General features: G+C 72.9%; 16 protein-coding genes. 12 read left to right on the top strand and 4 right to left on the bottom strand.

The genetic code is table 11. The features are described 5' to 3' along the window. Window positions 1-71 precede the first annotated feature (71 nt). The 6 genes from IEZ27_RS25125 to IEZ27_RS25100 all read left to right on the top strand — a co-directional run bounded on the left by IEZ27_RS25125 (window position 72) and on the right by IEZ27_RS25100 (window position 6,782). Window positions 72-1,013: a glycosyltransferase family 2 protein gene (locus IEZ27_RS25125; RefSeq protein ID WP_189649489.1), complete on the top strand. Its 942-nt coding sequence runs from the start codon at window positions 72-74 to the stop codon at window positions 1,011-1,013. After that, complete coding sequence (locus IEZ27_RS25120) at window positions 1,010-2,212, top strand: ATP-grasp domain-containing protein (RefSeq protein ID WP_189649488.1); 1,203 nt, start codon at window positions 1,010-1,012, stop codon at window positions 2,210-2,212. Before IEZ27_RS25125 ends, IEZ27_RS25120 begins: the two co-directional genes overlap by 4 nt. Then, on the top strand, window positions 2,209-3,492 hold the full coding sequence (locus IEZ27_RS25115; RefSeq protein WP_189649487.1) for a phenylacetate--CoA ligase family protein: 1,284 nt from the start codon (window positions 2,209-2,211) through the stop codon (window positions 3,490-3,492). The genes IEZ27_RS25120 and IEZ27_RS25115 overlap by 4 nt, the downstream gene beginning before the upstream one ends. Next, on the top strand, window positions 3,489-4,700 hold the full coding sequence (locus tag IEZ27_RS25110) for a hypothetical protein (RefSeq protein WP_189649486.1): 1,212 nt from the start codon (window positions 3,489-3,491) through the stop codon (window positions 4,698-4,700). The genes IEZ27_RS25115 and IEZ27_RS25110 overlap by 4 nt, the downstream gene beginning before the upstream one ends. Continuing rightward, on the top strand, window positions 4,697-5,992 hold the full coding sequence (locus tag IEZ27_RS25105; RefSeq protein WP_189649485.1) for a phenylacetate--CoA ligase family protein: 1,296 nt from the start codon (window positions 4,697-4,699) through the stop codon (window positions 5,990-5,992). Before IEZ27_RS25110 ends, IEZ27_RS25105 begins: the two co-directional genes overlap by 4 nt. A 217-nt stretch (window positions 5,993-6,209) precedes the next feature. Then, window positions 6,210-6,782 (top strand): PadR family transcriptional regulator, encoded by a 573-nt coding sequence (locus IEZ27_RS25100; protein WP_189649484.1) that lies wholly within the window; start codon window positions 6,210-6,212, stop codon window positions 6,780-6,782. A gap of 30 nt (window positions 6,783-6,812) precedes the next feature. Here IEZ27_RS25100 and IEZ27_RS25095 read toward each other — a convergent pair whose 3' ends face one another. Together IEZ27_RS25095 and IEZ27_RS25090 are read right to left on the bottom strand one after the other, a co-directional pair. Next, window positions 6,813-7,874, bottom strand: a complete 1,062-nt coding sequence (locus IEZ27_RS25095; RefSeq protein ID WP_189649483.1) for an alkene reductase — start codon at window positions 7,872-7,874, stop codon at window positions 6,813-6,815. 53 nt (window positions 7,875-7,927) lie between these two features. Continuing rightward, window positions 7,928-9,343 carry an MFS transporter gene (locus tag IEZ27_RS25090; protein ID WP_189649482.1) on the bottom strand — a complete coding sequence of 472 codons (1,416 nt, stop codon included), beginning with the start codon at window positions 9,341-9,343 and terminating at the stop codon, window positions 7,928-7,930. Window positions 9,344-9,482: 139 nt separating this feature from the next. On the opposite strand from IEZ27_RS25090, the gene IEZ27_RS55300 reads away from it, so the two are divergent. Together IEZ27_RS55300 and IEZ27_RS25080 are read left to right on the top strand one after the other, a co-directional pair. Continuing rightward, complete coding sequence (locus tag IEZ27_RS55300; RefSeq protein ID WP_189649481.1) at window positions 9,483-10,400, top strand: nitroreductase/quinone reductase family protein; 918 nt, start codon at window positions 9,483-9,485, stop codon at window positions 10,398-10,400. A gap of 88 nt (window positions 10,401-10,488) precedes the next feature. Then, window positions 10,489-11,127, top strand: coding sequence for a 4'-phosphopantetheinyl transferase family protein (locus IEZ27_RS25080; RefSeq protein ID WP_189649480.1), 639 nt, complete (start codon window positions 10,489-10,491; stop codon window positions 11,125-11,127). Between the two features lie 28 nt (window positions 11,128-11,155). Here the strand turns inward: IEZ27_RS25080 and IEZ27_RS25075 are convergent, their stop codons facing one another. Then, the gene (locus IEZ27_RS25075) at window positions 11,156-12,439 is read right to left on the bottom strand and encodes a cation:proton antiporter (RefSeq protein ID WP_229824302.1); all 1,284 of its coding nucleotides are present in this window, start codon (window positions 12,437-12,439) and stop codon (window positions 11,156-11,158) included. 132 nt (window positions 12,440-12,571) lie between these two features. On the opposite strand from IEZ27_RS25075, the gene IEZ27_RS25070 reads away from it, so the two are divergent. Genes IEZ27_RS25070 through fabD form a run of 4 tightly spaced genes read left to right on the top strand, consistent with a single transcriptional unit; the run spans window position 12,572 to window position 17,550 of the window. Continuing rightward, the gene (locus IEZ27_RS25070) at window positions 12,572-13,405 is read left to right on the top strand and encodes a DUF6039 family protein (protein WP_125645273.1); all 834 of its coding nucleotides are present in this window, start codon (window positions 12,572-12,574) and stop codon (window positions 13,403-13,405) included. Window positions 13,406-13,408: 3 nt separating this feature from the next. Continuing rightward, window positions 13,409-14,626, top strand: coding sequence for a hydroxymethylglutaryl-CoA synthase family protein (locus IEZ27_RS25065; protein ID WP_189649479.1), 1,218 nt, complete (start codon window positions 13,409-13,411; stop codon window positions 14,624-14,626). Beyond that, window positions 14,617-15,339 (top strand): enoyl-CoA hydratase-related protein, encoded by a 723-nt coding sequence (locus IEZ27_RS25060; protein ID WP_189649478.1) that lies wholly within the window; start codon window positions 14,617-14,619, stop codon window positions 15,337-15,339. The genes IEZ27_RS25065 and IEZ27_RS25060 overlap by 10 nt, the downstream gene beginning before the upstream one ends. 15 nt (window positions 15,340-15,354) lie before the next feature. Then, complete coding sequence (gene fabD / locus IEZ27_RS25055) at window positions 15,355-17,550, top strand: ACP S-malonyltransferase (RefSeq protein ID WP_189649477.1); 2,196 nt, start codon at window positions 15,355-15,357, stop codon at window positions 17,548-17,550. Here the strand turns inward: fabD and IEZ27_RS25050 are convergent. Further along, complete coding sequence (locus IEZ27_RS25050; RefSeq protein WP_189649476.1) at window positions 17,547-18,281, bottom strand: thioesterase II family protein; 735 nt, start codon at window positions 18,279-18,281, stop codon at window positions 17,547-17,549. The two genes, fabD and IEZ27_RS25050, sit on opposite strands and share 4 nt — an antisense overlap. Window positions 18,282-18,371 lie beyond the last annotated feature (90 nt).

Here is an 18,371-nt window from a genome sequence, read left to right as displayed (position 1 = left end):
CGTAGCCGGGTGGGAATGCCCGGGCCCGTACGGGGTGAACCGGGGATGATGCACGTGGTGAAGACCGTTTCATGAATGAACACCCGCTTCCAGTTCCGCCGGACGGCCTGGCACTCACCGTGGTCGTTCCGTGCCTGAACGAAGCCGACAACATCCCTGACACGTATCGCGAAATCGCCGACGCGCTGGGTGACCAGGCGGATCTCGAAATACTCTTCGTCGACGACGGCAGTACGGACGAGACGCTGGCGCGCATTCGCGTGATCGCCGAGAGTGACGATCGGGTGTCGTTCCTGTCGTTCTCCAGGAACTTCGGCGTCGAGGCCGCCTTCTCGGCCGGCTACCGGTACGCCCGCAACCCCTGGGTGCTGCACCTGGACGCCGACCTGCAGTTCCCGCCCGCCGAGGCCAAGCTGCTGATCGAGCGGGCGGCCGACGGGTACGACGCGGTGTTCGGCATCCGGGTGGACCGCAAGGACCCGTGGCCGCGCAGGACCGCCTCGATCGTGCACGACTGGCTGGCCCGGCGGCTGCTGGGCATCGAGATCCCGCCGCGCGCGACGACGTTCCGGCTGGTCCGTACGGAGATCGCGCGCCGGATCGTGGACCTGCGGCTCGGCACACCGTACTTCCTGGCCACGCTGCCGCGCCTGACGCGGGCCTGGACGACCGTGCCGACCGCGCACCGGCCGCGGGCGCACGGCTCGTCCAAGGTGACCGTGCGCGGGCTGGCCAGGCACTCCCTCGACCTGTTCTTCGGTTTCTCGTCGCGGCCGATCTCGGCCGCGGTGTGGGCGGGCCTGATCGGCCTGCCCGTGGCGCTGCTGGCCGGGTTCACCGGCAGCACGGCGCTGTTCGGGCTGGCGCTGGCCGCCGCCCTGTTCGGGCTGGCCCTGGTCGCCCGCACACTTCTGCACATCTCTCGCGGTCAGGCCCGTCCGCCGCTGTTCCTCGTACGGGAGGCCAACGTGCCGGTCGACTCCATGGACCTGCTCGCCGGGAGGATCTCATGACCGGCGCCCGCCGCACCCTGGCGGTCCTCGGCGGCGCGGACGGCGCCATCAGCACCATCCGCGCGGCGGCCCGCCTCGGCGTGCGCACGATCTGCGTGGACATGCGGGCCGACGCCCCCGGCGTCGCGCACGCCGACGAGTTCCTCGACCTCAGCACCCGGGACGTGCCGCGGGTCGCGCGGGCGCTGGCCGAGCGGGACGGCCTGGCCGGCGTGGTGTCCCCGGCCAGCGACGTCAACCTGCCCTCGCAGCTCGCCCTCGCCGAACGGCTCGGCCTGCCCTGCGGTCTGTCGGACGGCGCCGTACGCGGCTCGGTCGACAAGGGCTGGTTCCGCGCGATGTGCGCCCGGCTCGGCCTGCCCGGCCCCCGGCACGTGAGCGGCCCCGAGGAGGAGGTCCTGCGGGACGCCCTCGACCTGGACTTCCCGCTCATGGTCAAGCCGGTGGACTCCTCCGGCAGCCGCGGCGTGTCGCTGTGCCACACGCCGGACGAGCTGCCCGAGGCCGTACGGCTGGCCAGGGAATGGTCGCTGTCCGGGCGGGTCGTGGCCGAGGAGTACCTGGAGGGCGCCCACTACACGGCCGAGGCGTTCGTGATCGGCGGGAAGGTGGCGCTGATCGGGCTGGCCGAACGGGAGCTGACCCCGCCGCCGCTGTTCATCACCGTCCAGCACACCATGCCGGGCCAGGCCGCGATCACCGACGCCGTACGCCCGATGCTCGACGCGGTCTGCGCCGAGACCGGGCTGCGCGAGGGCCCGCTGAGCGCCGACGTGCTGGTGACCGGGACGGGCGAGGTCGTCCTCGTCGAGATGGGCGCCCGCCTGGGCGGCAACGGCCTGGCCGAGCTGCTGGGCCTGGTCCACGGCGTGGACGTGGTCGAGCAGTACGTGCTCTCGGCGATGGGCGAGACGCCCCGCCTGACCCCCACCGCCGCCAGGTACGGCGCGGTCCGCGTGCTCGGCGCCGAACGCGACGGGAAGCTGATCCGGGTGGACGGCGAGGGCGAGGTCAGGGGCCTGCCCGGGATCGTCGACCTCGTGCTGGCCGCCGCCCCCGGCGACCACGTGGACCGCTACACGCGGGCCGGCGCCAAGCTGGGTTACCTGACCGCCACCGCCGCCGACCGGGACACGCTGGCCGGGGTGCTCGACGAGGCCGCCGCACTGCTCCGGTTCGAGATCGGGGACGTGCAGTGAGCCACGGACTCGGCGTCGCCGTACGGGAGGTGCGGCACGTCGTGGACGCCTTCCGCGCCATCCGCCGCCCGCGCGCCGAGACCGACCGCACCACCCTCGACGGCCTGCGCGAGTTGCTGGCCTTCGCCCGCGCGCACGTGCCCCACTACGCCGACCCGCGCTACGACGTGCCCCTGGACAGCCTGGCCGACCTGGCCCGGCTGCCGGTCCTGGACAAGGCCACCGTGCTGGACGGCGAGCTGTCCCGCTTCCACGTGCCCGGCCTGACCGAGAAGGACTACCGGCTGGACCGTACCAGCGGGACCACGGGCCGCGTCCTGGAGGTCCGGCACGACGTGGCCGCCTACGGCTACCACGGCGCGACCGTCTTCCGCCGCTTCCTGCTGTCCGGCTACCGGCCGTGGTGGCGGATCGCGCACATCAAGCCGTTCCCGCGCCCGCTGCGCTGGTTCCAGCGGCTCGGCCTGTTCCCGCGTACGGTCATCGGCGCCGGTCAGGGCGACGCCAGGATCCTGGCCGAGGTGCTGAAGGTGCGCCCGCACCTGATCATGGGCTACCCGGTGGTGCTGCGCGGGCTGCTGCGCGCCGCCGGGCCCGCCGACCTGGCCCGGCTGCGGCGCACGCTGCGCATGGTCATGACCGACTCCGAACTGCTCACCGACGAGGTGCGCGAGCTGCTGGCGAACGGCTTCGGCGTCCCGGTGTACGACGAGTACTCGGCGTACGAGGTGCTGACGGTCTCCACCCAGTGCGACCGGGGCTCGATGCACGTGGACGAGGACCGCGTCCGCCTGGAGATCGTGGACGACGACGGCTTACCCGTGCCCGACGGCGAGGACGGCGCGGTCGTGGTGACGCACTTCAGGGAGCGCGCGATGCCGCTGCTCCGCTACCGCCTGGGCGACCGCGGCATGATCGTGCCGGGGGAGTGCGGGTGCGGCAACCGGTTCATGCGCATGCGCGTGACCGGCGGCCGGTCCGACGACTACATCACCTTCCCCGGCGGCCACCGCGTCTACACGGCCACGTTCCTGTCGCTGGCCATGTGGACGCCGGGCGTGGCCGAGAGCATGGTCCGCCAGGACGCCGGCGGGCAGGTCACCGTGCACCTGGTCCCCGAGGAGGGCCGGGACTTCGAGGAGGTCGCCGCGGCCTACCGGAGCGGGCTGGCCCGGCAGGTGGGCGGCCCGGTCGAGGTGCTGTTCGAACGCGCCGAGCGGGTCACGCTGACGCCGGGCGGCAAGGGCAGGTTCGTCGAGTCGGCGCGGGCCCGGCAGTGATCGTGGGCCTGCGGCGCAGGCCACCGCCCCGCCTGGTGGCGGTGACGGCGGCCCTGTTCGCCGGGCGCGGCGCGTTCCGCGCCGCGCTGTGGACCGCCAACCTGGTCCTGCTCGGCATGTGGGGCGCCGACGAGTTCGCCCTGTACGCCACCGCCAACGGCGTGTCGGGCTGGCTGCTCGCGCTGACGTCGAGCGGCATCGAGAAGGCGGCGCTCGCGCTGGTGCCGCGGCGCGGCGGGCAGGGGCTGCGGCCGCTGTTCATGTTGCTGGCGGCCACGCCGTTCACGCTGGCCGTGCCGGTGTGGCTGGCCCTGGCGGCGGCCGATCCCGGCGGCGCGCCCGCCAGGTACGCCGCCGCCGCGGCCTACGCCTGCGGGCTCGGCTGCTGCGCCGTCATGGCGGCGCTGAACCGGCTGCGCGGGCGGGCGCGGGCCGACGTGTTCGCGTACCTGACGCTCGCCGTCGCGCAGGCGTCCGGCGTGGGGCTGGTGGCCTGGACGGGGATGGGGGCCAACGGGCTGCTGGCCGTCCACGTGGGCGTGCTGGCCGTGCTCAACGGCGTGCTGGCGGCCGGGCTGCTGCGCAGGCGCCCCGGCGCTCCCGGCAAGGGCGCCTACCGTCCGGCGGTACGGGCCGCGGCCCTGCTCAGCGTCGGCGAGGTGACCAGCGTCGCGGCCACCTCGGTGACGTTCGCGTACTTCGCGCACCTGGACGACGCGCAGAAGACCAGCGTCTTCTACGTGTGGTCGGTGGCGCTGTCCGTGGTCGTCATGGGCGTGTCGTACCTGCTGCGCATCCTCCAGCCGCGGGTGGCGGTCTGGATCGAGGGCATGGGCGAGGCCGGCGCCCGGCGGATGGCCCGCCGCATCCTGGCGCCCGCGGTGCCGGCCGGGGTCGTGGCGGTGGTCGTGCTCTCCGTGTTGCTGGCGGGCGGCCAGCGGGGCGTGGTGGCGACCGGCGCGGCGCTGCTGGTGGAGGCGGTGCTGACGGCGGCGGTGTTGCCCGCGTTCCTGCTCGTGGAGAACACCGACGACCGTGGGCGGCGGCTGGCGGCGGTGGCCGCGTGCCTGCAGTTCGCGGTGGTCGCCGCCGCCGGATGGTTCCTGGTGCCCGCCGCGGCGGCGTTCGGCGCGCTGCTCGCGTACTGCGCGGGCGAGGTGGTCAAGGGCGGGGTCATGCTGGCCACGCTGAGGAAGGAGACCTCATGAAGGGCTTGCCCAGCACGATCCCGGTGGTGCCGGTGGTGCGGAACCTGTACCTGGCGCGCTCGCGGGACCGGCTGGACCCGGTCCGGCTGCGGGCCGTGCAGGACCGGCTGCTGACCGGGCTCGTCCGCCACGCGCACGCCAACGTGCCGTACTACCGCCGCGTTCTCCCGGCCGACGCCGTGGCCGCGCTGTCCACCGCCGCCGACCTGGCCGCCCTGCCGATGCTGGACCGCGCGACGCTGCGCGACCTGCCGCCCGCCGAGCTGATGGCCACCGGGTTCACCCCCGACAACACCCGCGAGGCGCCCACCAGCGGATCCTCCGGCGTGCCCATCCGCCCCTTCTACTCCGAGGGCGACCTCGGTTACCTGCGCGCCACCTACCTCCAGGACCTGCTGGCCTCGGGCCTGCGCCCCTGGGACCGGATCGGCTATTTCCGGGTGGGCGAGTTCCGGCCGCACCGGCTCCAGCGGCTCGGCCTGGCCCGTACCGTCCACGTCAACACCAGCCGGAGCCTGGACGAGCAGGTCGACGCGTTCCTGAGCGGGCGGCCGACGTTCCTGTGGGGTTTCCCCGGCTGCATCGCCACCCTCGTGGACGAGCTGCGCCGCAGGAAGGTCGTCTACCGCGGCGTGCACACCGTCATCTTCGCCGGGGAGACGCTCACCCCCGAGGCCCGCGCGGACGTGCTGGGCTACTTCGGGGCGCGCGGCCACGAGGTGTACGCCTCGGTGGAGGCGTACACGATCGCCCGGACCTGCACCGAGGGCACGATGCACCTGCGCTCGGCGGACGTGGTGGTGGAGGTGCTGCACGACGACAGCAGCGTGTCGCTGGAGGACGGCGAGGGCGAGATCCTGGTGACCCGGCTGCATGCCGAGGCGATGCCGCTGATCCGCTACCGGCTCGGCGACCGCGTGCTCATCGAGCCGGACGACTGCCCGTGCCGCGTGTTCCACACCCCGATCCTCCGGCGTATCCAGGGCCGGACCGAGGACCGCGTCGTGGCCGCCGACGGGCGTACGGTGCACGCCAACTTCCTCACCAACCCGGCGGTGATGCCGACGGCGGGCATACGCGGCGTACAGGTGCTCCAGCACCGGCCGGGCGCGGTGGAGATCCTGCTGGTGCCCTCGCCGTCGGCCCCCGCCGACCTGGCCGTCACGGTCCGTGACGCCGTGGCCGCCGTGGCCACGGACTTCGAGGTGACCGCGCGTACGGTGGACTCGATCACCCCGGAGGCCAACGGCAAGGTCCGGATGGTGAAGATCGTCCGGGAGGCCACGGCCTGACGCGGGTGATCGATAAGGACGCTTTCCGATCACAAAACGATTCCGGGATTTTCGCCGCCGTGCTCGCCGCCGTCACGTTGGGAATGAATTCCGCGGAAAATTCCGCACGCTGAATTTCCGCGCCGCAGGGCTCCCCGAAAGAGCCCTGCGGAACGTCGGACATGCCCTTCGGCATGATCGAACTCGGTTGGTCGAATTCGACTATTGGGAGCCTCCTGTGCCGCCGCGTCCTTTACGCAGCCCCTTGACCGTCGCCGTGCTCGGCCTGCTCGCCGAGCGGGCCCGGCACGTCTACGACATGCGTACGGCGATGCGCGAACGCGGCCACGACCGCACCCTGAAGATCAAGAACGCGTCGTTCTACGACGTCCTGCCCCGCCTGTCCGGCGCCGGCCTCATCAGCGAGGGCGAGACGGTCCGCGACGGCGCCCGGCCCGAGCGCACGGTCCACCGCATCACCGAGGCGGGCGCCGCGACGCTGCGGGAGTGGCTGCGCGACCTGCTCGACGGCCCCGAGGACGACACCCCCGGCTTCACCGTCGCGCTGATGTTCATATCCGCCCTGCCCAAGGCCGAGGTGATCGCCCTTCTCGACCACCGCGCCGCCCGCATGGAACGGCACGTCGCCGAGACCGGCCAGGCCCTCGACGCCGCCGTCCGGGACGGCCGCGCGCCGGTGTCCCTGGCCGACCACGCCTTCCCTCAGGCCCTGCGGAGGGCCGAGCTCGACTGGGTGCGCTCGTTCACCGCCCAGCTCCGCGACCCGGCCACGTACTGGCCCGGGCCGTAGCGCCGACGGGGAGCGCTCGGTCCCGGCGGGTCAGGGGAGGGCCGGGTAGTCGGTGTAGCCCTCGGCGCCGCCGTCGTAGAAGGTGGCCGGGTCCGCGGCGTTGAGCGGCGAGCCGGTCGCCAGGCGGCGGGGCAGGTCGGGGTTGGCGAGGAAGAGCCGCCCGAAGGCGATCAGGTCCGCGGTCCCGTCGTCGATCAGCGCGAGCTCCTCCGGGCCGGTCGGGCGGTCGCCGGTGTGCGGGTTGAGGATCAGCGCGCCGGAGAACCGCCGCCGCAGCTCCCGGGTCAGCTCCCGGTCGCCGGCCTCCATGACGTGCAGGTACGCCAGGTCCAGCGCGGCCGTCCGGCTGACGAGCTCCTCGTAGACGGGACGGGGGTCGGGCTCGTGCATGTCGTTGTTCGGCATGCCGGGCGAGATCCGCAGCCCGGTACGGTCGCCCCCGATCGCCCCGGCCACCGCCGAGACGACCTCCACGGCGAACCGTACGAGGCCCGGGACCGAGCCGCCCCAGCCGTCGGTGCGCCGGTTGGTGCCGGGGGAGAGGAACTGGTGGATCAGGTAGCCGTTGGCGCCGTGCAGCTCCACGCCGTCGAAGCCGGCCTCGACGGCGTTGCGGGCGGCGGCGGCGAAGTCGGCGACGGTCTGCTCGATCTCGGCCGCCGTCAGCTCGCGCGGGGTGACGAAGTCCTTCGCGCCGTCGGGGGTGAAGAGTTGCCCCCGCGCGGCCACCGGCGACGGCGCGACCGGGACCAGGCCCTCGGGCAGCAGGACGGGGTGGCCGATCCGGCCGGTGTGCAGGAGCTGGGCGAAGATCTTCCCGCCCGCGGCGTGCACGGCGCCGGTGACCCCGCGCCAGGCGGCGACCTGCTCGGCGCTGTGCAGTCCGGGCGTGAACGGGTAACCCTGGCCGACCGCCGACGGCTGGACGCCCTCCGTGACGATCAGCCCGGCTGAGGCGCGCTGGCCGTAGTAGCGCGCGGTCAGCTCCGTCACCAGCCCGTCACGGGCGCGGCTGCGGGTCATCGGGGCCATGACGAGCCGGTTGGCGAGCTTGGTACGGCCGACGGCGATCGGGTCGAAGGCGATGGACATGGGTGTCTCCTCGGTGGAAGGGCTGAAGGTGATCTCTGTGTCCCGCGGCGCGGTCATCCGCGCGGGCGGCGCGGCAGCAGGAAGCTGACCAGCGCGATGGCCAGGCCGAGCCCGGCCGCGATGAGGAAGACCAGGTCGTAGCCGTCGGCGAGGGCGGCAGGGGTGCCCGCGGCGGCGGCGCCGCTCGCGGCCGTCGCCAGGACCGCCAGGCCGATCGAGCCGCCGACCTGGCTCGCGGTGTTGGCCAGGCCGCCGATGACGCCCGCGTCGCCCTCGGGGGCGTCGGCGGTCGCCGCGGCCATGAGGGTGGGGAACGTCAGCCCGATCCCGGCCGCGACGAGCAGCGTGGGCCCGAGTACGCCGGTGAGGTAGGCGCTGTCGGCCTGGGCCAGGGAGAGCCAGCCGAACCCGGCCAGGAATCCGGCGCTGCCGGCCAGCACCAGGGGACGCACCCCCGTACGCGGGAGCAGCGCCGCGGACCCCCGTGCGACCAGCATGAACGTCACCGCCGCCGGCGTCTGCCCGAGCCCGGCCTGCAGCGCGCTGAAGCCCAGGACGTTCTGCAGGAACAGGGAGGAGAAGTACCACATCGCGATGGTGATCCCGCCGAACAGCAGCAACATGCCGTTGCCGACGGCCACCCCCCGGATCCTGAGCAGCCGCAGCGGCATCATCGGACGGTCGGCGAAGCGCGCCTCGACCACGACGAAGACGGCGAGCAGCAGCAGCCCGGCCAGCACGGGCACGAGGACCTGGCCGGAGAGCCAGGCGTGGTCGGCGCTCCGCATGACGCCGTAGATGAGCGCGGCCAACCCCGCCGTCCCGGTGACGGCGCCGGTGAGGTCGAGCGGCTCGCGCCGCCCGGTGTGCGCGCCGGCCAGCGCGGTCAGGGCCACGGTGATCAGCAGCGCGCCGATGGGCACGTTGATCAGGAAGACCCAGCGCCACGACAGGCCGGTGGTGATGGCCCCGCCGGCCACCGCGCCGATCATCCCGCCGACGCCGCCCGCGGCGGACCAGGCGCCGAACGCCCTGGCCCGCGCCCCCGGCTCGGTGAAGAAGGTGTTGATCACGGCCAGCGTGGCCGGGGCCATCATGGCGGCCCCGACGCCCTGCGCGACGCGGGCCGCGACCAGGACCCCGGGGGTGGTCGCGAGTCCGCCGGCCAGGCTGGCGGCCGAGAACAGCACCAGCCCGGAGACCAGCATCCGGCGCGGGCCGAACAGGTCGGCGGCCCGGCCGCCCAGCAGCATGAAGCCGGCGAAGGCGAGCAGGTAGCCGTTCACCACCCAGGCGAGCCCGGTGGCGGTGAAGCCGAGCTCCCCGCGGATCGCGGGCAGGGCGACGTTGACGATGGAGGCGTCCAGAATGACCATGAACTGCGCGGCGCAGGCCAGCGCCAGGATCATCCAGGCGGGGACTGTCCGAGGGGTGGTGGCCCGCCGGGGGGCGGTGCCGATGCTCGTCATGACTTCTTTCCGTTCTGCTGTGGGCGCGTCTTTGTGGGGGCCGCGTCGGAGGAACCACGCGCGGCGGCCCGAAGCCGTGTAGGATTCGGTTACGCGGATAACTATTATGCAGATAACTAATTTTCGTCAAGGAGCGATCATGGACTTCGCGCAAGCCGACGCCATCAACCAGGCCATCCGCCTGCTGAGCCTGCGCCACCGGGCCAGGGCCGCCACGCTGCTGGCCCCGCTTGGCCTGCACCCGGGGCAGGAGGCGCTGCTGCTCGAACTCGACCGGACGGGACCGAGGATCCAGGCGCAGCTCAGCGAGGCGCTCGGCTGCGAGCCGCCCAGTGTCACGCTCATGACCCGCAAGCTGGAGGCGTCCGGGCACATCCGCCGTACGCCGGCGCCGTCGGACAAGCGGGCCAGCGTGGTCGAGCTCACCGACAGCGGCAGGGCGCTGGCCGAGCAGGTCAAGCGGCTCTGGTGCGACCTGGCCGAGGAGACCGTGGCCGGCCTGCCGGCCGAGACGGTGGCCGGGCTGCCCGGCGTCCTGCACACCCTGACCGACAACGTGGACCGGCGTCCCGGCCGGCGGCACGCCCCGGCGGCGGAGCCGCGGGCCGCGCTGACCGGCGAGTACGAGCCCAGCGCGTCGGCATGGGTCCGCGAGCACGTCGAGCAGATCATGAGCACCGGCACGACCGACGGCGTCACCATCCACGACCTGCCCGTCGTGCTGATGACCTACCGGGGCGCCAAGACCGGCAAGGTACGCAGGACGCCGGTGATGCGGGTCGAGCACGAGGGGCGTTACGCGGCCGTCGCGTCCCTGGGCGGCGCGCCGGTCAACCCCCAGTGGTACGCCAGCGTGCTCGCCGAGCCGGTCGTCGAGCTCCAGGACGGCACCGTGAACCGGGTGTACCGGGCGCGCGAGGTGTCGGGGGAGGAGAAGGCGACCTGGTGGCGGCGGGCGGTGGCCGCGTACCCGGAGTACGCCGCGTACCAGCTCAAGACCGACCGCCAGATCCCGGTCTTCGTGCTCGAACCGCTCGGCGGCGACGCCGAGGGATAGGACGGGACGAGCCGGGCAAGCGCGATCGAGGCGGCGGTCCGTGGGTAGGCGGAGTCGGACAGGCGCCGCCGATCGGAAGGGGCGTCCGGTGATCGAAGCACTCGTTCCCGGCAACGTGGCCGTCTCGACCGCGTACGGCGACGCGCCGGACGTGCGGCTCTTCCCCGAGGAGCGGGCGGCCGTCAGGAAGGCGGTCGCCAAGCGGCGGCGGGAGTTCGCCACCGTACGGCACTGCGCCCGCGAGGCGCTGGCGGCCCTCGGCCTGCCCCCCGCGCCCATCGTCCCGGGGCGGCGCGGCGCGCCCCGGTGGCCGGCCGGCGCCGTGGGCAGCATGACGCACTGCGCGGGATTCCGGGCGGCGGCGGTGGCCGGCGCGGCGGACGTACGGACCATCGGCATCGACGCCGAACCGCACGAACGCCTGCCCGAACGGGTCTTCCGCATGGTCGCGCGGCCGGAGGAGGCCGCGATGGTGCACGAGCTCAGCGCCCTGCGGCCGGACACCTGCTGGGACCGGCTGCTGTTCAGCGCCAAGGAGTCGGTCTACAAGGCGTGGTTCCCGCTGACCGGGGAGTGGCTGGGCTTCCTCGACGGCTCCCTGGACTTCTCGCTCGACGGGCGCTTCCACGCCAGGCTGCTGCCGCCGGACGCGCCGGTGACGGAGTTCGCGGGCCGCTGGGGCGCCTCGGCCGGGCTGCTGGCCACGGCGATCGTCGTCCCCCGGTAGCAAGGCCCCGATGGTCAGGCCCCGGTGGTCAGGTCCGTCGTACGGGTTCGACGAGCTCGTCGTGCTCGGCCCGGCGCAGGTTTTCCTCGGCGGTGAGCTCGACCCGCCGCATCGCGACGCGCAGGATCGGCGGGGCCATGAGCGAGGTGACGATCGCGACGACGATCACGATGGTGTACATCGCCGTGTCGATGATGCCGACGCGCAGGCCGACCATCGCCACGATGACCTCGATGACGCCGCGCGCGTTCATGCCGGCCCCCAGCGCGAACGCCTCCCAGCCGCCCAGCCGGCTCAGCCGCGCCCCCAGCCAGGCCCCGAGGAACTTGCCCACGATGGCCACGCCGAGGACGACGCCCGACGCCGCCAGGACGTCCGGCCGGGCCAGCAGCGTCAGGTCCATGCGCAGACCGGCCGACGCGAAGAACAGCGGCGCGAGCACGCTGAGGACGACGGTCCGCAGCGGGGCCAGCCACGCGGCGTCGGCGTGACCGGAACGGCCGATCAGGGCGCCGCAGACGAACGCCCCGAGGATGGCCTCCAGGCCGAGCGCGTGCGTGCCCGCGGCCGCCAGCAGCACCAGGACCACGGCGGCGGCCACGGCCGGGCCCGGCTCGGCCGACCGGGTGGCCGCCCTCATCGTCCAGCGGACGAGGGGACGGCCGACCCACAGGGCGAACGGCACGAGGGCGACGAGGTAGACCAGCGACAACACGATCTGGCCGGTACGCACACCGGTGGTCGCCATGGCCGAGACGATCGAGAGCATGAACCAGCCGAACGCGTCGTCCACCATCCCGGCGGTCAGGCAGAGCTGGCCGACGTCGCGGTGCAGGAGCTTCATGTCCGTCAGCGTCTTGGCGATCACCGGGATCGCGCTGACGCACGTGGCCACCCCCAGGAACAGGGCGAAGACGGTGACGCTCGTGCCCTCGGTGAGCAGGGAGGCGGGCAGCAGGTAGCCGGCGGCCACGCCGAGCGCCAGCGGCACGACCAGCCCGGCGACGCTCACCTTGGCGGCGGTGGCGCCGCGGCGGCGGACGAGCCCGAAGTCGAGCTGGATGCCGGTGATGGCGACGAGCAGCAGGACGCCGACCTGGCCCACCGCGTCCAGCAGGTGGAGCTGGGTGAACTTCAGGCCGGGGGCGACGTGGTGCAGCACGGACGGTCCCAGCAGCACGCCCACGGTCAGCTCGCCGACGATGGCGGGCATGCGCAGGCGCGCGGCCAGGCGGCCGAGCAGGACGGCGAGACCGAGCAGCAGGCCCAGTTGCAGCATGAAGACCAGCAGCTCGCGGGCTCCCAGAGGCATGTCAGGCACAGGAGAGGCTAAGCCGATCGGCCGGACGTCCTGCTGCTCAAAATTGAGCCGTCCCGGGACGCCCGCGAGGGCCCTGCTCAATATTGAGCGGAGGTTCCCGCCCTCGTGGGCGACATTCGGGGCATGACGAAGCCGGCGCAGTATCAGACCACCCTGCCCCCCGACCAGTTGCTGCACTCGGGCAACGCGGGCCTGATCATCCACCGCGTGGGGATGCTGGAGTACGGCATGGCCCGCGAGGGCCGCGACTTCAGCGTCGACCTGCTCGACTACATGAACCGGGCCCAGGCCGGCGTCGCCACGACCTTCTGCTACGAGGAGGTCTTCGGCGTGCGGGAGCGCCTGCACTGGTTCGTGCACATGAAGTCGCCCGAGAAGTACAGCAAGCTCATCGAGATGGTCGACCACGACGAGGCGTTCCAGCAGATCTCGCTCAAGGACCGGCTGCCCAAGAAGGGCGGCGGCAACTGGGAGAAGATGTTCGTCCACGGCAGCCTGCAAGAGACCGTCATGTGCCCGCAGCACGGGTTCACCGACGACGTGCACGACGTGCCGGGCACGTTCGTGCCGCCCGCGACGCACCAGACCACGCAGAAGGAGCAGCTCAACTCGGCGACCGCCGGGGCGATCGTGTTGCGCAGCGCCGACGTGCGCTACGAGCTGCGCGAGGAGGGACGGCAGTTCCTCTACGACTGGTCCCAGTACGTCAACGGCGACCTCGAAGGCCGGGCCACCGCCTACATCTACGAGCAGACGTGGGGCCGGCAGGACCGCCTGCACGCCCTCATCCACCTGCGCGAACCGGACGACTACCAGGCGGTGCGCGAGGTGGACCGGAGCGAGGGCATGCGCAAAGAGGTCTACGACGTGGAACGGGTGCCGGAGCGGCACGGCGGCGGCCAGTGGGACCGGCTGTTCGTCCCGGCCAGCATCAACGACGTCCTGATGGTGCCCTAGCCCATGGCTCCCGGGATCGAGGCGATCAACGCGTACGTCGGCCGGGCGTACACGGACGTGCGCGCGTTGTTCGACGCGCGCGGCCTGGACGTGAACCGCTTCGGCAACCTGATGATGGAGCAGCGCTCGGTCAACCTGCCCTGCGAGGACCCGGTCACCAACGCGGTGAACGCCGCCCGGCCGCTGGTGGACGCGCTCGCGCCCGAGGACAGGGACCGGATCGAGCTGCTGGTCGTCGGCACGGAGTCGGGCCTCGACTTCGGCAAGCCGATCAGCACCTACATCCACCACCATCTCGGGCTGAACCCGGCCTGCCGGTCGTTCGAGGTCAAACACGCCTGCTACGGCGGGACGGGCGCGCTGCAGTGCGCGGCGGCCGTCGTCGGCGCGAGCCCGGTCCCCGGCGTGAAGGCGCTGGCCATCGCCACGGACGCGGCCAGTGGCACGGCGAAGTCCACCTACTGGGAGCCCTCGGAGGGCGCCGGCGCGGTGGCGATGCTGGTCGGCGAGGACGCGCGGGTGTTGCGGCTCGACCAGGGCGCCAACGGCTACCACACCTTCGAGGTGATGGACACGGCCCGGCCGCGGCACGACACGGACGCGGTCGACCCCGACCTGTCGCTGCTGGCGTACATGCGCTGCGTCGAGGAGTGCTTCGCGGCCTACGGGCGGCGGGTGAGCGGGGCCGACATCGTGCGCACCTTCGACTACCTGGCGCTGCACACGCCGTTCGCCGGCATGGTGAAGGGCGCGCACCGGATGTTGCTGCGCAAGCTCAAGGGCATGGGACCGCGCGAGATCGAGGCCGACTTCGCCGCGCGGGTGACGCCGTCCCTGGTCTACGGGATGCGGGTGGGCAACACCTACTCGGCCGCGCTCTACCTGGCGCTGTGCTCGCTGATCGACCACGGCGGCTTCGACGTGCCGCGACGGGCTGGGCTGTTCTCGTACGGGTCGGGCTGCGCGTCGGAGTTCTTCAGCGGCGTGATCCCGCCCCAGCGGCGCAGCGGCATCGCCGAGGCGCTGGACGAGCGGCGCGAGATCACCGTCGCGGACCTGGACGCGCTGACCGAGCTGAGCGCCGACCGCGCCTTCGGCGTGCGGGACGCGGTGCTCGACCCCAAGCCGTACGGCGACCTGTACGAGGACGCCTTCGCCGGGCGCGACCTGCTGGTGCTGGACCGCATCGCCGACTTCCACCGGGAGTACCGATGGAGCTGACGCAGGCGGTCATGCGCCACAGGCTGCGCCGGGCCACGATCGACGACCACGCCATCCACGAACTCGGCGCCGTCCTGGACGCGGCCGAGCACGACCCCGGCTGCCGCATCCTCCTGCTGGAGGGCGGGGACGGCGTCTTCTGCACCGGCATGGACCTGGAGGAGGCGGCCGGCGGCGACGTCGCCGACGGCGGCCGGGCCTTCTTCGGGCTGCTGCGGCGCTTCACCGAGACACCGGTCACGGTGGTCGCCCGGGTGGACGGCCGGACGGCGGGCGGCGGCGTGGGGCTGGCCGCCGCGAGCGACTTCGTCTTCGCCGCCGGGCGCAGCACCTTCAGCCTCCCCGAGGCGCTGTGGGGGCTGCTGCCGTGCTGCGTGCTGCCGTTCCTGATCCGGCGTACGGGCTTTCAGAAGGCGTACGCGATGACGCTGAGCACCCAGCCGGTGAGTGCCGCGGAGGCCGCCGCCTTCCACCTGGTGGACGAGGTGTCGGACGACCCGGAGGCGCTCGTGCGGCGGCTGGCGTACCGGCTGACGAAGCTGGACCGGCCGATCGTCGGGGACATGAAGCGCTACTTCCGCGAGTTGTGGATCCTCTCCGACGAGACCGAGCGGGTGGCGGTCGAGGAGTTCGGCAGGCTCATGTCCGGCCCCGAGGTACGCCGCAGGCTCGTGGACTACGCGACCGAGAAGAGATTCCCCTGGGAACGCTAGAGAGGAACGCGCCTGATGTCCGTCGTGTGGGTTTTCCCCGGTCAGGGGTCGCAGCGCAAGGGCATGGGTACGGGCGTCCTGGAGCGGTACCCCGACCTGTGCGCCCGCGCCGACGAGATCCTCGGCTACTCCGTCGCCGAATTGTGCGACGACCCCGTACGGCTGCGCCAGACCCGCTACGTGCAGCCCGCCCTCTTCACGGTCAACGCCCTGAGCTACCTGGCCAGGAAGGAGGCGGGCGACCGGCCGGACTACCTGGCCGGGCACAGCCTGGGCGAGTACGCGGCGCTGTTCGCGGCCGGCTGCTTCGACTTCGAGACCGGCCTCGCCCTGGTCAAGCGGCGGGGTGAGCTGATGGCCGAGGCGAGCGGCGGCACCATGGCGGCGGTGCTCGGCGCCGAGCCGGAACGGCTGGAGAAGCTGCTCGCCGGCACCGGCGTCGACATCGCCAACTACAACTCCCCCGAACAGGTGGTCCTGGCCGGCCCCAAGGACGAGCTGGACGCGCTCAGCCGCGACGTCCCCGGCAAATGGGTGCCGCTGAGCGTGAGCGTGCCCTCGCACTCCCGCTACATGGAACCGGCCGCCGCCGCCTTCGCCGAGGCGCTGGACGGCGTCCACATCGCCGAGCCGCGGGTGCCCGTCATCTCCAACGTGACCGGACGCCCGTACGAGGTGGCCGAGGCGGCCGGGCTGCTGCGCCGCCAGATCTGCAACCCGGTCCGCTGGGTGGACAGCCTGCGCTACCTGATGGGCCGGGGCGTGCGCGAGCTGGAGGAGATCGGCCCCGGCGACGTGCTCGGCAAGTTGTGGGAGGTCACCAGACGCCACCCGGTCGAGACGCCCGCCGCGCCGGAGCCCGGGATCTCGCTCGGCTCGGCCGAGTTCCGCGCGGACTACCGTGTCCGCCACGCCTACCTGGCCGGATCGATGTTCAAGGGCATCGCCTCCGCCGACCTCGTGATCAGGATGGGCCGGGCCGGGCTGATGGCCTTCTTCGGCGCCGGCGGCCTCACCACGGACGAGATCGGCAAGGCCCTCGACACGATCGAGAACGGCCTCGGACCCGACGGCGCGTACGGCGTGAACCTGCTCTACGGCTTCGACGAGGAGGGCCTGGAACGCGAGACCGTCGACCTGCTGCTCCGCCGCGACGTACGCCACGTCGAGGCCGCCGCCTATCCCCGGATCACCGCGCCCCTCGTCCGCTACCGCTACAGCGGCGCCCACCACGACGCCGCCGGTCGGCCGGTCGCCGTACGGCACGTGCTGGCCAAGGTCTCCAGGCCCGAGGTCGCCGCCGCGTTCATGCGGCCCGCGCCGCCGAACATCCTGGACCGGCTCGTCCGCGAAGGGGCGCTGACCGAGGCCGAGGCGCGGGTCGCCGCCGAGCTGCCGGTCAGCGGGGACGTCTGCGTCGAGGCCGACTCGGCCGGGCACACCGACGGGCGCTCGCCGTACGCGCTGATGCCCGCGATCCTGCGGCTGCGCGACGAGGAGATGGCCGCGCACGGCTACGCCAAACGCATCAGGGTCGGCGCGTCGGGCGGGATCGGCGCCCCGGAGGCCGCCGCCGCCGCGTTCGTGCTCGGCGCGGACTTCATCGTCACCGGCAGCGTCAACCAGTGCACGCCTGAGGCCGGCACGTCCGACGCCGTCAAGGACCTGCTCGCCGGGCTCGACGTGCAGGACACCGCCTACGCCCCCGCCGGCGACATGTTCGAGACGGGCGCGCAGGCGCAGGTGGCCAGGAAGGGCACACTCTTCCCGGCGCGGGCCGGCCAGCTCTACCAGCTCTACCGCCGGCACGGCTCGCTGGAGGAGATCGACGAGCGGACCAGGCGTACCATCCAGGACAAGTTCTTCCGCCGCTCCTTCGAGGAGGTGTGGGAGGAGACGCGGGCGTTCCTGGCCGCGCGCAGGCCGGGTGAGCTGGCCCGCGCCGAGCGCGACCCCAAGCACCGCATGGCGCTGGTGTTCCGCTGGTACTTCGTGCACACGATCAGGCTGGCCCTGCGCGGCGAGGCCGGACGGCAGGTGGACTACCAGGTCCACTGCGGGCCCGCGATGGGCGCGTTCAACCGGTGGGTCGCCGGCACCGAGCTGGCCGACTGGCGGGCCAGGCACGTGGACGTCATCGCCGACCGGCTGATGGAGGCCGCCGCCGGACTGCTCGAAGCCCGGCTGCGCGACCTGACGAAGGACGGTTAGACGTTCAGCAGGTGGCGGTCCAGGTCCTCCTGGATCGCCGCCAGCACCTCGGGCCGCGGGCCCTTGAGGTAGAAGTGGTCGCCGCCGAACACGCGCAGCGTGAAGCCGCCGCCGGTGGCCTCGGCCCAGGCGGTGATCTCGTCCGGGTCCACCTCCGGGTCGGCGTCGCCCAGCAGCGCCGAGATCGGGCAGTCCGGGCGGGTGCCGGGCAGCGGCGTGTACGACTCGTTCAGCTCGAAGTCGGCGCGCAGGCTCGGCAGGAACACCTCCAGCAGGCCGCGCTGGTCCATCACCTCGGACGGCGTGCCGTTCAGCTTGCCCAGCTCGGCCAGCAGCTCGTCCTGCGACAGGTCGGTGAAGCGGCGGCGGCGCGTCGGGAGCTGCGGCGCGCGGCGTCCCGACACGAACAACACCGCGGGCGGGAACCGGCGGGCCGTCTCCCAGGCCACGACGGCGCCCATGCTGTGCCCGAACAGCGCGAAGGGCCGGTCGATGTACGGCTCGATCGCCTCCGACAGCGGCCCCACGAGCTGCTCCATACGGTTGTAGGGCCGCTCACGGATACGCGACTCGCGCCCCGGCAACACCACCGGGCAGACGTCGATGTCCGGCGACAGGTGCTCCTCCCACTTGCGGAACAACGCCGAACCGCCTCCCGCGTGCGCGAAGCAGAACAGTCTCATCCGGGCGTCGGCTCTGGGCTCTCCGCCCGCTATCCAGGAACCAGGCATGGTCCGAAAGCTACGTCCGATCGTCCGCCGGCGCCTGCTCAGTCTTGAGCAGGCAGGGCCCGGCCTCCTCACTAACTTCGCAGAGAGGGA

Origin of the sequence: Nonomuraea spiralis (genome assembly GCF_014648435.1) — a bacterium.
Taxonomy (GTDB): domain Bacteria; phylum Actinomycetota; class Actinomycetes; order Streptosporangiales; family Streptosporangiaceae; genus Nonomuraea; species Nonomuraea spiralis.
This window is presented reverse-complemented; position numbering and strand designations above follow the sequence as displayed.

Excerpts from the sequence above, each read along its gene's own strand:
- IEZ27_RS25125 (WP_189649489.1), top strand. The coding sequence starts at position 72 with ATGAATGAACACCCGCTTCCAGTTCCGCCGGACGGCCTGGCACTCACC.
- IEZ27_RS25120 (WP_189649488.1), top strand. The coding sequence starts at position 1,010 with ATGACCGGCGCCCGCCGCACCCTGGCGGTCCTCGGCGGCGCGGACGGC.
- IEZ27_RS25105 (WP_189649485.1), top strand. The coding sequence starts at position 4,697 with ATGAAGGGCTTGCCCAGCACGATCCCGGTGGTGCCGGTGGTGCGGAAC.
- IEZ27_RS25095 (WP_189649483.1), bottom strand. The coding sequence starts at position 7,874 with ATGTCCATCGCCTTCGACCCGATCGCCGTCGGCCGTACCAAGCTCGCC.
- IEZ27_RS25090 (WP_189649482.1), bottom strand. The coding sequence starts at position 9,343 with ATGACGAGCATCGGCACCGCCCCCCGGCGGGCCACCACCCCTCGGACA.
- IEZ27_RS55300 (WP_189649481.1), top strand. The coding sequence starts at position 9,483 with ATGGACTTCGCGCAAGCCGACGCCATCAACCAGGCCATCCGCCTGCTG.
- IEZ27_RS25075 (WP_229824302.1), bottom strand. The coding sequence starts at position 12,439 with ATGCCTCTGGGAGCCCGCGAGCTGCTGGTCTTCATGCTGCAACTGGGC.
- IEZ27_RS25070 (WP_125645273.1), top strand. The coding sequence starts at position 12,572 with ATGACGAAGCCGGCGCAGTATCAGACCACCCTGCCCCCCGACCAGTTG.
- IEZ27_RS25065 (WP_189649479.1), top strand. The coding sequence starts at position 13,409 with ATGGCTCCCGGGATCGAGGCGATCAACGCGTACGTCGGCCGGGCGTAC.
- IEZ27_RS25060 (WP_189649478.1), top strand. The coding sequence starts at position 14,617 with ATGGAGCTGACGCAGGCGGTCATGCGCCACAGGCTGCGCCGGGCCACG.
- fabD (WP_189649477.1), top strand. The coding sequence starts at position 15,355 with ATGTCCGTCGTGTGGGTTTTCCCCGGTCAGGGGTCGCAGCGCAAGGGC.
- IEZ27_RS25050 (WP_189649476.1), bottom strand. The coding sequence starts at position 18,281 with ATGCCTGGTTCCTGGATAGCGGGCGGAGAGCCCAGAGCCGACGCCCGG.